At 69.5% G+C, this 11,893-nt stretch carries 11 protein-coding genes; 3 read left to right on the forward strand and 8 right to left on the reverse strand.

All coding sequences use genetic code 11. From position 1 onward, the window contains the following. Positions 1–143: 143 nt before the first annotated feature. From ACLZN2_RS34160 to ACLZN2_RS34170, 3 genes are all read left to right on the forward strand, one after another. The gene (locus tag ACLZN2_RS34160; protein ID WP_416983301.1) at positions 144–1,076 is read left to right on the forward strand and encodes an HAD family hydrolase; all 933 of its coding nucleotides are present in this window, start codon (positions 144–146) and stop codon (positions 1,074–1,076) included. A gap of 434 nt (positions 1,077–1,510) precedes the next feature. Next, positions 1,511–2,299, forward strand: coding sequence for an ECF subfamily RNA polymerase sigma factor, BldN family (locus ACLZN2_RS34165; RefSeq protein ID WP_416983302.1), 789 nt, complete (start codon positions 1,511–1,513; stop codon positions 2,297–2,299). A gap of 261 nt (positions 2,300–2,560) precedes the next feature. Continuing rightward, positions 2,561–3,796 carry a DUF5667 domain-containing protein gene (locus ACLZN2_RS34170; RefSeq protein WP_416983303.1) on the forward strand — a complete coding sequence of 412 codons (1,236 nt, stop codon included), beginning with the start codon at positions 2,561–2,563 and terminating at the stop codon, positions 3,794–3,796. Between the two features lie 232 nt (positions 3,797–4,028). On the opposite strand, the gene ACLZN2_RS34175 is transcribed toward ACLZN2_RS34170, so the two are convergent. From ACLZN2_RS34175 to ACLZN2_RS34210, 8 genes are all read right to left on the reverse strand, one after another. Continuing rightward, positions 4,029–5,090, reverse strand: coding sequence for a lysophospholipid acyltransferase family protein (locus ACLZN2_RS34175; protein WP_416983305.1), 1,062 nt, complete (start codon positions 5,088–5,090; stop codon positions 4,029–4,031). A gap of 14 nt (positions 5,091–5,104) precedes the next feature. Further along, positions 5,105–6,205 (reverse strand): NAD-dependent epimerase/dehydratase family protein, encoded by a 1,101-nt coding sequence (locus tag ACLZN2_RS34180; RefSeq protein WP_416983306.1) that lies wholly within the window; start codon positions 6,203–6,205, stop codon positions 5,105–5,107. Between the two features lie 306 nt (positions 6,206–6,511). Beyond that, positions 6,512–6,610: a 30S ribosomal protein bS22 gene (locus ACLZN2_RS34185; protein ID WP_003948845.1), complete on the reverse strand. Its 99-nt coding sequence runs from the start codon at positions 6,608–6,610 to the stop codon at positions 6,512–6,514. Positions 6,611–6,777: 167 nt separating this feature from the next. Continuing rightward, the gene (locus ACLZN2_RS34190; protein WP_004984898.1) at positions 6,778–6,990 is read right to left on the reverse strand and encodes a helix-turn-helix domain-containing protein; all 213 of its coding nucleotides are present in this window, start codon (positions 6,988–6,990) and stop codon (positions 6,778–6,780) included. Positions 6,991–7,119: 129 nt separating this feature from the next. Next, entirely contained in the window at positions 7,120–7,917 is a 798-nt protein-coding gene (locus tag ACLZN2_RS34195) for a phosphatase (protein WP_416983307.1), read from the reverse strand. Positions 7,918–8,680: 763 nt separating this feature from the next. After that, positions 8,681–9,853 carry an acetoin utilization protein AcuC gene (locus tag ACLZN2_RS34200; RefSeq protein WP_416983308.1) on the reverse strand — a complete coding sequence of 391 codons (1,173 nt, stop codon included), beginning with the start codon at positions 9,851–9,853 and terminating at the stop codon, positions 8,681–8,683. After that, positions 9,804–11,042, reverse strand: coding sequence for an MFS transporter (locus tag ACLZN2_RS34205; RefSeq protein WP_416983309.1), 1,239 nt, complete (start codon positions 11,040–11,042; stop codon positions 9,804–9,806). The genes ACLZN2_RS34200 and ACLZN2_RS34205 overlap by 50 nt, the downstream gene beginning before the upstream one ends. Positions 11,043–11,141: 99 nt before the next feature. After that, positions 11,142–11,786, reverse strand: a complete 645-nt coding sequence (locus ACLZN2_RS34210) for an HAD family hydrolase (protein ID WP_416983310.1) — start codon at positions 11,784–11,786, stop codon at positions 11,142–11,144. Positions 11,787–11,893 lie beyond the last annotated feature (107 nt).

The raw sequence follows: 11,893 nt of genomic DNA on the forward strand, positions 1-11,893 counted from the left end.
TCCTTCCCGCCCCGTCCCGCCGTCGTCCCCACCCCGTCCCCGCCCCGTTCCTCGCACCTCTTTAACGACGCGGTCGCGGAGAGTTCACGCCCTCCGAACCTCGTGGCTCCGGAACCACCGAACAAACTGGCTATGCTCACGCCATGGCCGCTCTCGGATGGCTCACCCCCCGTAGGCGCTCCGCCACGGCGCGGAGCGTGTTGGCTGGCGAGGCCTCGGCTGAGGCCGCCCGCAAGTCCACTCAGGAAGAACAGCAGCAGACCCCGGAAGAAGAGGGGACCGAACCGCAGTTCCCGGTCCACGGCGACGCGCTGGCCGCCGCCTTCTTCGACCTGGACAACACGGTGATGCAGGGCGCCGCCCTGTTCCACTTCGGCCGTGGCCTGTACAAACGCAAGTTCTTCGAGACCCGCGACCTGGTCCGGTTCGCCTGGCAGCAGGCGTGGTTCCGGCTGGCCGGCGTCGAGGACCCCGAGCACATGCAGGACGCCCGCGACTCGGCGCTGTCGATCGTCAAGGGCCACCGTGTCGCCGAGCTCCAGTCGATCGGCGAGGAGATCTACGACGAGTACATGGCCGAGCGCATCTGGCCGGGCACCCGGGCCCTCGCCCAGGCCCATCTGGACGCCGGCCAGAAGGTGTGGTTGGTCACAGCCGCCCCGGTGGAGATCGCCACGGTGATCGCCCGCCGCCTCGGCCTCACCGGCGCCCTCGGCACGGTCGCCGAGTCGGTCGACGGCGTCTACACGGGCAAGCTCGTCGGCGAGCCGCTGCACGGCCCCGCCAAGGCGGAGGCGGTCCGCGCCCTGGCCGCGGCGGAGGGCCTCGACCTCTCCCGCTGCGCCGCCTACAGCGACTCCCACAACGACATCCCGATGCTCTCCCTCGTCGGCCACCCCTACGCCATCAACCCCGACTCCAAACTCCGCAAACACGCCCGAGGCCTCGACTGGCGCCTCCGCGACTACCGCACGGGCCGCAAGGCGGCGAAGGTCGGCATCCCGGCGGCGGCGGGCGTGGGAGCGGTGGCAGGCGGCACAGCAGCGGCAATCGCCCTGCACAAGCGACGCCGCTGAGGTTTTCGGGGGCGCGGGGAACTGCGCAGGTCTTCAGGGGCGCGGGGAACTGCGCAGGTCTTCAGGGGCGCGGGGAACTGCGCAGGTCTTCAGGGGCGCGGGGAACTGCGCGACAAGCCACAACGGACCCGCACCAAACAGACGGTCGTACCCCCCACGACGGCCGTCTACTCGCGTTGTCCGCGCACAGCCACAACACGCGCCCGACCGACCCGAAACCCAAACCTTTCCGATCAATAACCGCTCACCCTGCGCAACTTGATCGCGCGCCATTCGGGCACAGAAGCGACGTAATCGAAGTTTTGAGCAACTCGGTGTAGCAGCACCTACACGAAGCGTTATTCTCCTCAGACGCAAACCGGTACCCCCCTGTCGCCACGACGGGTGAAAGGTCCCGCACTGTACGTGATGGAAGCTCTGCCTCTGGGAGTCCCGTGTACCCACACGTCGGGGTTGACGCCTCGGGCCTGGCTACGCTGCGCGCAACAGTCGCCACGATCAAAGAGTCGCTGCGCGTCCCCACCGCGTACGGCGTCCCGGCCCTCGCCACCGCCGTCCCGGCGGGACCCGCGGGCCCGTGCTACGCGCTGGCGGAAAGCAGCGCCGCGGTCAGCAGAAGGGGACGCTCGACCAGCGGCGCGACCACCGCGGCCCGACGGCCCGCCGCCGACAGCGACAGCGCCCGGATGATGGACCTCGTCGAACGGGCCCAGGCCGGCGAAGCCGACGCGTTCGGGCGCCTGTACGACCAGTACAGCGACACCGTCTACCGCTACATCTACTACCGCGTCGGCGGCAAGGCGACCGCCGAGGACCTCACCAGTGAGACGTTCCTGCGCGCCCTGCGCCGCATCGGCACCTTCACCTGGCAGGGCCGCGACTTCGGCGCCTGGCTCGTCACCATCGCCCGCAACCTCGTCGCCGACCACTTCAAGTCCAGCCGCTTCCGGCTGGAGGTCACCACCGGCGAGATGCTCGACGCCAACGAGGTCGAGCGCTCCCCCGAGGACTCCGTCCTGGAGTCCCTCTCCAACGCCGCCCTGCTGGACGCCGTACGCCGGCTCAACCCCCAGCAGCAGGAGTGCGTCACCCTCCGCTTCCTCCAGGGCCTGTCCGTCGCCGAGACCGCGCGCGTGATGGGCAAGAACGAGGGTGCCATCAAGACCCTCCAGTACCGCGCCGTCCGCACCCTCGCCCGGCTCCTTCCGGACGACGCCCGCTGACCCGGCCCGGGCCCGGCGAGGGCCCGGCACACCAACTGTCGGCAATCCCCAACTCACGGTCAGTGAAAGTCCGTTGCCTTCCCCATCCGATCATCCGCCGTCCGTAACCCAAGTGCCGCGCCAGTCGTTGTGCGGGATACAGGCTCCCTGTGGTCACGTCCCGGCCGACCCCGATCACTCGATCGAGGGAAAGCGGAACGGGCCGTGCAACCCTCGAGATCCCCGGGGAGTCGACCGTCATGACGAGAGGAGGTGCCGCCAGTGATCGCGAACGTATCGGCGCACCGGCGGGCGAACGCCTTCGCCCAGGCCCTGGAGGAGCAGTCCGACCAGGACACTGCGGCCGAGCAGACCGAAGGATCACCGCCGGCGCCGGCCGCTGCGGACCAGACCGAGCAGGGCCGCCTCCTGGCCCTCGCGACGAGTCTCGCCGAGCTGCCCAAGCCGGAGCTCGACCCCGAGGTCAAGGTCGTCCAGCGGGCCCAGTTGGTCGCCGCGATGGAGGCCATGCTGCAGGCGGGCACCGCGGGAGGCGAGGCGGCGGACACGCCGGTACCCGAACAGCGATCCCATCGCGCCAAGGGCGGCGCGCACCGGGCGAGCCCCCTGGGAAAGTTCCGGCCGCGCAGCCGGATCGCCAAGGGTCTCACCGCGGGCGGCCTGAGCGTGGGCGTGGCCGCGGGAGCCTTCGGCGGGGTGGCGGCCGCGAGTTCCGACGCCCTCCCCGGTGACGGGCTCTACGGCCTCAAGCGCGGCATCGAGGAGTTCAAGCTCGACTATTTGTCCGACGGCGACGACGAGCGCGGCCGGACCTACCTCGACCAGGCCTCCACCCGGCTCAGCGAGGCCCGCCGCCTCATGGAGCGCGGCCGCGGCGGCCACCTCGACCACGAGTCCCTCGGCGAGGTCCGCCGCGCCCTCAGTGGCATGCGGCACGACGCCTCCGAGGGCCACCGACTGCTCCACGAGGCGTACGAGCGCGACCCGGACTCCCTGGGCCCCATCCAGGCCCTGGACGCCTTCTCCCGCTCCCACCGCGAGGCCTGGGGCGCCCTGCGCGAGAAGCTGCCCGTCCAGCTGGGCGACGTCAGTCAGCAGGTGTCGTCGGTCTTCGAAGCCATAGACGAAGAGGTCGCCCCGCTGCAGTCCCTGCTCCCCCACCCCCCCGCCCAGGGCGGCACCGGCGGACAGGGCTCGGGCTCCTCGTCCGCCGACACCTCGACGGGCACGGGCCGCTCGGCGCCCCCCAGCGCCGGCGACACCTCCCAGACCGGCGGCACGGGTACGGGCAGCAGCCCCAGCAAGTCCAGCGGCTCCGGAACGACCGATGACGGCCTCCTGGGCGGCAGCACGGGCGGCCTCCTCGACCAGCCGGAGGGCACCGGCTCGACGTCCCCGTCGACGAGCACCCCCTCCACCGACCCCGACGTCACCATCCCACCCCTCCTCCCCGGCCTCCTCCCGGGCCTGGGCATCGACAGCGACGACGCGACCTGACAGAACCAGCACAACCGATGGGGGCGCCTCTCAGCGAGGGGCGCCCCCATCGCCGTACGACTGCGAAAACAGCCGCCGGAACTGCTCAGAAGAACACCGACCGCCGCTGCACCAACAGCTTGGCCCCTCCTGACTGCCGCCCTCGCACCGCTCCGCGGGCTTCGCACGGCCGCGCCGGACCCCGTCCGCCGACTCCCGGCACCGGGACGACCCACCACCGCACCCACCCGCGTCAGAAGAACACCGACCGCCGCTGCACCAACAGCTTGTACAACGTGTGCTGGATCTGTTCCCGTACCTGGTCCGTCAGGTTAAACATCAGCATCGGATCCTCCGCCGCCTCCGGCGGATACCCGTCCGTCCGAATCGGCTCCCCGAACTGGATCGTCCACTTCGTCGGCAACGGAATCCCACCCAAGGGGCCGAGCCACGGGAAGGTCGGCGTCAGCGGAAAGTACGGGAAGCCGAGCAGCCGAGCCAGGGTCTTCGCGTTGCCGATCATCGGGTAGATCTCCTCCGCCCCGACGATCGAGCAGGGAATGATCGGCGCACCCTGCCGCAGGGCGGTGGAGACGAAGCCGCCCCGCCCGAACCGCTGGAGCTTGTAGCGCTCGCTGAAGGGCTTGCCGATGCCCTTGAAGCCCTCCGGCATCACCCCGACCAGTTCCCCCGCCCCGAGCAGCCGCTCGGCGTCCTCCGAGCAGGCGAGGGTGTGCCCTAGCTTGCGCGCCAGCTCGTTCACGACCGGCAGCACGAACACCAGATCAGCGGCGAGCAACCGCAGATGACGGCCGGCCGGATGGTGGTCGTGGACGGCGACCTGCATCATCAGCCCGTCCAGCGGCAGCGTCCCGGAGTGGTTGGCGACGATCAGCGCCCCGCCCTCCGCCGGGATGTTCTCGATGCCCTTGACCTCGACCCGGAAGTACTTCTCGTACACCGGCCGCAGCAGCGACATCAGGACCTGGTCGGTGAGCTCCTCGTCGTAGCCGAAGTCGTCGACCTCGTAGTCCCCCGTGAGCCGGCGCCGCAGGAAGGACAGCCCGCCCGCGATACGCCGCTCCAGGCCCCCCTCGTCCCGCGCATCCGTCGTCACAGGAACATCATCCTGCCCAACGGCCCTGGTGGGCAGGGGCTGGACCTCGCCGATCTCACCGGCCTCACCGATCTCACGAACCGGTGCGGGCTCGCCGTTCTTGCGTCGGCTCCCCGCGCTCCGGCGCCGCGACGGCCGCGCCGTGGCACCGGAGCGGGTCCGGTCGTCGTCGAACGGAATGACCTTGGCGTCCGCCATGGTTGATGCGCTCCTCAGTCTTCTGCGCTCGGCGTCGGGGGATGGGACGTGGAGGGGCCGCTTCGGGCGAGAGGCAGCGCCGCGATCCGCTCGACGACCCCCGCGACGGCCCCCGTAACAACCCCGGCCACGGCCTCCGGGGGCAGCAGCCCGGGCCCCTGGCTGCGCGCGAAGTCCGCGAAGGTCTCCGCCGTCGTGTACTTCGGGCTGAACCCGAGCGTCTCACGCATCTGCGTGGTCGCCACGACCCGCCCATGGGTCAGCAGCCGGATCTGCTCGGGCGAGAAGTCCGTCATCCCCAGCGTCCGCACCAGCGATCCCGCCCAGGTGACGGCCGGCAGCAGCAGCGGCACGGTCGGCCGCCCGAGTCGCCGCGAGCACTGCGACAGCAGCAGCACCCCGTCCCCGGCGATGTTGAAGGTTCCGCTGTTGAGCGTGGACCGCGCCGGCTCGTGCGAGGCGATCCGCAGCACCTCGATCACATCGTCCTCGTGCACGAACTGCAGCCGCGGGTCGTAGCCGAACACGGTCGGCAGCACGGGCAGCGCGAAGTACGAGGCGAGCGGCGTCTCGGCGGTCGGCCCGAGAATGTTCGCGAACCGCAGCACGCACACGGCCACATCGGGCCGCCGCCGCGCGAACCCGCGCACATACCCCTCCACCTCGACGGTGTCCTTGGCGAACCCGCCACTGGGCAAGGACTTGGCGGAGGTCGTCTCGGTGAAAACAGCAGGATCCCGAGGCGCGGACCCATACACATTCGTGCTGGACTTGACCACCAACCGCTTCACACTGGGCGACTTCTGACAGGCGCCGAGCAGCTGCATGGTCCCGATGACGTTGGTCTCCTTGACCGTGGTCCGGCTGCCACTGCCCAGCGCGGTCGCCGTCACATCGAGATGTACGACGGTGTCGGCGCCGGTCTCGGCCAGCACCCGCGCGATGGTGGGCTGCCGGATGTCGGCCTGGACGAACTCGGCACCGCCCAGATGGTGCTCGGGCCGCACGGCGTCCACCCCGATGACACGCTCGACCTCCGGGTCACGCAGAATCCGTCGTACGAACCGGCCCCCCAGCTGGCGGGCCACTCCGGTCACGAGCACGACCTTCCCCAAGACCAGCGCCTTCCTCTCGTCCGCACTGATGCACTGCTCGTACCCTGCCGCGTTCCCCGTGTGCGGACCAACTTATCGGGTCGATGTTGCGCTGTGATGACCCCCCGATGCACGAGGTGACGACACGGGTCGGTCATACGACCAGATCAGCGAGGTCGCTCGTCGTCTGCCCGTCCAGACATACGCACGGCATTCAGCCCACCGCACACCACCCGGACATGCGTGTGGCCCCCGCCGGCAGAACCGACTGGGGGCCACACACCACGCTTCCGCGGCTCGCGCCTCGCGAAGAACTAAGGCAATGCCTTACTTCTTGTTACGACGCTGAACGCGCGTGCGCTTGAGCAGCTTGCGGTGCTTCTTCTTGGCCATCCGCTTGCGCCGCTTCTTGATAACAGAGCCCACGACTACCCTCGCTCACTTCTCATCACTCGGTGTTTGGGCGCCATGGGCCCATACGACCTACGAGGGGCCAGCCTACCCGCCCAAGCGCCGAGGTCGTAATCGAGGGCTCCGGAGGGGGCCGAGGTTGCCCTGTACGCCGCGCCGACCCCCTCCACGATCGCCGTCCGTCAGGCGGTTTCCACCCCCACGTAACTCTCGCGGAGGTACTCGTGGACCGCTTGCTCGGGGACGCGGAAGGACCGCCCCACCCGGATCGCGGGCAGATGACCGCTGTGCACCAGCCGGTACACGGTCATCTTGGACACTCGCATCACCGAGGCGACTTCCGCCACGGTAAGGAACTGAACCTCGTTCAGAGGCCTTTCGCCAGCTGCAGCCATGACACACCTGAACCTTCCGCACTCGACGGCCACCGGCTTCCCCTTCCGGTGACTCTTCGTCGTTGCGTGCTCACTCCCCAATGTAGGGGCGGGTGATGCGAGTGGGGAAGAGGTGCACCCATCGCAGGCCTACTGTGACAGACACGCTCGATTGAGTACGTAGCGGGTCAGCGGCAGGTAGTAATCGGCCCGCACGCCGTCATCAAGTGGAACGACGACGGACACGACCCCCTCCGCCTCCCCCACGAACAGCGCCGGGTCATCGGTATCAGCCAGCCCGATGGCCTCGAACCCCAGCTGACCTGCACCGCAGACCCAGCCGTGATCCCCGATCACAAGATCCGGCAGCATCCCGCCCTCCTCGGCGGCCGCCCCGAGCGCCACCCGAACCGGCAGCGGGGAATGACTGTGCACAGGGGTCGCACAACCGGCGCGTTCACGACTGCGTTCCCGCACGACCCCCACCCCTCGGACGTAGTCAAGATTGCACGTACGTAGACCGAACCGGGTCGTTATGTCGACACAGCGACCCTGCGCGGGGGTGAGGACAGTACATCCCACCGCCGACAAAGCGTCCGCAAGCCCGGCGTAGAACCCCAGCAGCCGGTCCGGATGCCCGGTCCCGAGCAACACGGTCCCACCACGCTGGGCAACCGCCCCCACCCGCTCCCCGAAGGCGTCCAGCGCGGCAACGGTCCGCTCGGGATCAATCACATCCTGCCCTGAAACACACCGGGGATCGTCCAGAACCCCACACCTCTCCGCCATCAGCCCAACCAACTCCGCCACCCCCCAACTCCCTTGCGGATCAACCCCGATCAACACCCGAGGATCCCGAGCAGCGAACGCCCGGTAACTCCGCAGACTCACCTCCCGAGCAGTCCCGATCACCCCCGCCAACCCCACCCCCACGAGATACGCCCGCATCCCACCCTCATCACTCAACACCCTCCCGATGCTGACGCCCCCACACGGGCCCCGCCGGAAAACGGGGGGAAGTCACCACGGTCGGCGTAACCGGACGAAAGCCTCCCGAGCACAGCCCCGCGCCAGAAGCCTGTCCCGAAACGGCGGAAGGAGTAGGGACGCAGTCCCCGCCGGCGTCCGGGGCACAGCCCCGCGAGGGCTACGGACGCGCCCCCACCGGCGACCGGGACGAAACCCCACGAGGGGTGCAGGGAACGCAGTCCCCGCCGGCGTCCGGGGCGCAGCCCCGCGAGGGCTACGGACGCGCCCCCACCGGCGTCCGGGACGAAACCCCACGAGGGGTGCAGGGAACGCAGTCCCTGCCGGGGTCCGGGGCACAGCCCCGCGAGGGCTACGGACGCGCCCCCACCGGCGTCCGGGACGGAACCCCACGAGGGGTGCAGGGAACGCAGTCCCCGCCGGCGTCCGGGGCGCAGCCCCGCGAGGGGTGCAGGGGACGCAGTCCCCGCCGGCGTCCGGGGGGCGCAGCCCCGCGAGGGCTACGGACGCGCCCCCACCGGCGTCCGGGACGAAACCCCACGAGGGGTGCAGGGGACGCAGTCCCCGCCGGGGTCTGGGGCGGAGCCCCGGAAGACGGGCGCCTCTCGGCCAACCGAGTCGGGCGGGTGGGTGGGCAGGCTTTCGTGGGGTCCGGGGCGGAGCCCCGGGGGACGGGCACTGCTCAAGGGACCGAGTCGGGCGGGCGGGTGGGCAAAACCACCCCCTACGCCAACAACCCCCGCAACGGAAACACCGCCCGCCGCGTAGCCAACACCGCCTGATCCAACCGATCCGCAGGGTCGTACCCCGCCTCCCACTCCCCCCACTCCACCGGCCACCGCCCATCACTCATCCGCACAGGAGCCAACTGCCGAGTCCGAGCAAAGACCTCCGCCCGCCAACTCTCCGGAATCACGGTCTCCGGCGCCACCTCCCTCCCCGCCGCAATCCCCACCAGATGCGCCCACGACCGCGGCACCACCTCCACCACCGCGTACCCACCCCCACCCAACGCGACCCACTTCCCCCCGGCGTACTCATGAGCCAACTCATGACAAGCCACCTGCACAGCCCGCTGCGCATCGAGCGACACCGCCAAATGCGCCAACGGATCCTCGAAATGCGTATCGGCCCCATGCTGAGTCACCAGCACATCCGGCCGGAAATCAGCGATCAGCTCCGGCACGACCGCGTGAAACGCCCGCAACCACCCCGCATCGCCCGTCCCCGCCGGCAACGCCACATTGACAGCCGACCCCTCCCCGGCCCCCGCCCCGGTCTCCTCAGGCCACCCGGTCTGCGGAAACAACGTACGAGGATGCTCGTGCAACGAGATCGTCAGCACCCGCGGATCCTCCCAGAACGCGGCCTGCACCCCGTCCCCGTGATGCACGTCCACATCCACATACGCGACCCGCTCGGCACCCAACTCCAACAACCGAGCGATGGCCAGCGAGGCATCGTTGTAGATACAGAACCCGGACGCACCCCCCGGCATCGCATGATGCAGCCCACCCGCGAAATTCACCGCGTGCAGCGCATCCCCCCGCCACACCGCCTCCGCGGCCCCCACGGACAACCCGGCGATGACCGACGACACCTCATGCATCCCCACGAACGCAGGATCGTCCATCGTCCCCAGCCCATACGCCTGGTCGGCAGCCGCAGGATCCGCCGAAGCCGCCTTCACGGCAGCGACGTAGTCCTCCCGATGCACAAGCCGCAGGGTCGACTCACCGGCCGGCTTCGCCCGTACGACCTCCATGTCCCGGTCGAGCCCCAGGGCACCCACCAAGCTCCGGGTCAGCTCCAGCCGTACCGGATCCATCGGATGCTCCGGACCGAAGTCATAGCCCGTTACTGCCTCGTCCCACATCAGCTGTGCGCGGCCGCTCATGCCCGCCACCGTATCGGTCCGGTTGAGCGACGAACGACCTGGCATACACCAACGTCACCAGCACCAACACCATCGGCACCACCATCGCCCCCCGATAGCTCCATGCGTCCCCCAACGCCCCCACCAACGGCGACCCCACCAGGAACCCGACGTAGTTGAAGACGTTCAACCGGGCGATGGCCGCATCCGAGGCCCCCGGGAACAACCGCCCCGCCGCCGCGAAGGTCTGCGGCACCAGCACACACAGCCCCAGCCCGACCAGGGTGAACCCGCCCATCCCCACCCAGGCCCCGGGCGCCACCGCCACCACCGCGAACCCGGCCGCCGCCACCAGCGCCCCCAGCCGTACCACGGCCGCCGCCTCGAACCGCCGCACCCCGAAGTCCCCGATGGCCCGCCCGACCAGCGTGGTCACCATGTACACGTTGTACGGCACGGTCGCCAGCTGCTCACTGCTGCCCAGCACGTCCTGCAGATACTTCGCACTCCAGTTGGAAACGGTCGAGTCCCCGATGTAGGCGAAGGACATCACCAGGCACAAAGGCAGCAGCAGCTTGAAAACAACACCAGAGCCGTCCCGAGCCTTCTCGTCCTCGACGCCCCCAACCCCAGCCCCAACCCCGGCCCCGGCATCACCGTCGACATACCACCGGCTCCCCACCAGCGCCGCCGGCAGCAGCGCCGCCACCACCGGCAGATAAGACAGCCAGAGGGCGAGATGCCAGTGCGCCCCCGCCCACGCCAGCGAGGCCCCCACGATCCCCCCGAGGCTGAACGCCGCATGGAAGCTCAGCATGATGCTGCGCCCGTACGTCCGCTGCAGACTCACCCCGAGCATGTTCATCGAAGCGTCCAGCGCCCCGACGGCGAGCCCGAACACGGCCAGGGCGAGCGCCAGCGCGGCCGTCGAGTCCCCCGCTCCCACCCCGACCAGCGCAAGCAGCACCACCGGCTGGGACCAGCGCAGCAGCCGACTCGCGGGTATCCGCTTCACCAACTGCTCGGTCGTCACGCTCCCGACCCCGGCGAGTACGGGCACAGCGGCGAGGAAGATCGGCAACTGCCCGTCCGAGACGCCGTACCGGTCCTGGATCGCCGGAATCCGGGTCACGAGCAGAGCGAACGCGGCCCCCTGCGCAAAGAAGCTGAACGCCAAAGAGGCTCTACCGCGCCGCAGCACTTCTGTCATGGCGGCGAGCGTAGAGCCCCCGCGTACTCGTGGGTAGATCCAGCCAAAGATGAATTTCCCTCAGCTTCGCCGCAAGGAGCAAACTCGGCATGCCAAGTGTCAGGCCAGCAGCCCCGTCAAGTCCCCCATGTCGGAGAAGAGTTGTGTGGCGCTCGCGAGCTTCGCGGCCGGCGTCATCGCGGTGAACCCCAGCACGTCCATCCCGGCCGCGACAGCCGCCTGCACCCCCAGCGGAGAGTCCTCCACGACGACGCACCGCCCCGGCGCCACTCCCATCCGCTCGGCGGCGTACAGGAACAGATCCGGCTCCGGCTTCCCCTTCCCCACGTCCTGCGAACTGAAGATCCGTCCTTCGTCGAACCACCGGTCGAGCCCCGTCGTCCGATGCCCCACCCGAATCCGCTCATGACTACCGGAGGAGGCCACGCAGTACGGCACCTCGTCCGCCGCCAGCTTCTCCAGCACGTCCACGACCCCGGCCACGGCCTCCAACTCCCGCTCGAAGGCGGCGAACACCCTCCGGTGGAAGACGTCGTCGAACTCGGCCGGCAGCCGCTCTCCCGTCCGCTCCTGGACCAGGTCGTGGACCCGGTGCATCGCGGACCCCATGTAGTCCCGGATGGAGTCCTCGTAGGAGGTGGGGTACCCGAGCTCGGTCAGATAGGCAGCGAGCAGTCGGTTGGAGATGGGTTCACTGTCCACGAGGACACCATCGTTGTCGAAGATCACCAGGTCGTAGCGCATGTAATAGACCCTAAACGCAGAAAACCCCCGCACCATACGGTGCGGGGGTTTCCCACAATGATTGTTCGGCGGTGTCCTACTCTCCCACAGGGTCCCCCCTGCAGTAC

It is taken from the genome of Streptomyces sp. T028 (genome assembly GCF_048159505.1).
GTDB lineage: Bacteria > Actinomycetota > Actinomycetes > Streptomycetales > Streptomycetaceae > Streptomyces.

Coding starts and splice junctions, on each gene's coding strand:
- ACLZN2_RS34190 (WP_004984898.1), bottom strand. CDS start 6,990: ATGGCTGCAGCTGGCGAAAGGCCTCTGAACGAGGTTCAGTTCCTTACC.
- ACLZN2_RS34160 (WP_416983301.1), top strand. CDS start 144: ATGGCCGCTCTCGGATGGCTCACCCCCCGTAGGCGCTCCGCCACGGCG.
- ACLZN2_RS34210 (WP_416983310.1), bottom strand. CDS start 11,786: ATGCGCTACGACCTGGTGATCTTCGACAACGATGGTGTCCTCGTGGAC.
- ACLZN2_RS34205 (WP_416983309.1), bottom strand. CDS start 11,042: ATGACAGAAGTGCTGCGGCGCGGTAGAGCCTCTTTGGCGTTCAGCTTC.
- ACLZN2_RS34175 (WP_416983305.1), bottom strand. CDS start 5,090: ATGGCGGACGCCAAGGTCATTCCGTTCGACGACGACCGGACCCGCTCC.
- ACLZN2_RS34195 (WP_416983307.1), bottom strand. CDS start 7,917: ATGCGGGCGTATCTCGTGGGGGTGGGGTTGGCGGGGGTGATCGGGACT.
- ACLZN2_RS34200 (WP_416983308.1), bottom strand. CDS start 9,853: ATGAGCGGCCGCGCACAGCTGATGTGGGACGAGGCAGTAACGGGCTAT.